1 pseudogene is annotated in these 356 nt (G+C 66.0%); it reads right to left on the bottom strand.

Features of this window, described 5'->3' with window-relative positions:
- Positions 1–356: pseudogene (locus tag AB0C16_RS41050) on the bottom strand (hypothetical protein); the annotation flags it as partial.

Here is a 356-nt window from a genome sequence, read left to right on the forward strand (position 1 = left end):
GATGGCCTGAAGGAAGTCCAGGCTGCTGAGCCCGGTCTCCTGACCGCCGTCCTTGTCCGTCGTCCCGAAGACCTGGTGCTCCGAGCACAACGCGCCCTTGATGGCCCGCCAGTCCTCGATGAGGCTGAAGTCCTCGCCCCCGTTGCGCTCCGCGTACTGCGCGTCACCGGCATAGGTCGCCGTGAGCAACTCGAAGACGTTGAGGACGACGCCGCCGGTGTTCACTCGCTCGAACACGGAGCACACCGCTTCCTTGCGGGTCTCCTTGGGCAGCCGGATCAGCGGCACCTTGAACCCCTTGACGGTGTCGATCACCCTGGCCTGGAAGGCCGACCACAGGTCCCAGCGGTCTTCGG

The sequence above is a fragment of the Nonomuraea sp. NPDC048916 genome (assembly GCF_040649575.1).
Lineage (GTDB): Bacteria > Actinomycetota > Actinomycetes > Streptosporangiales > Streptosporangiaceae > Nonomuraea.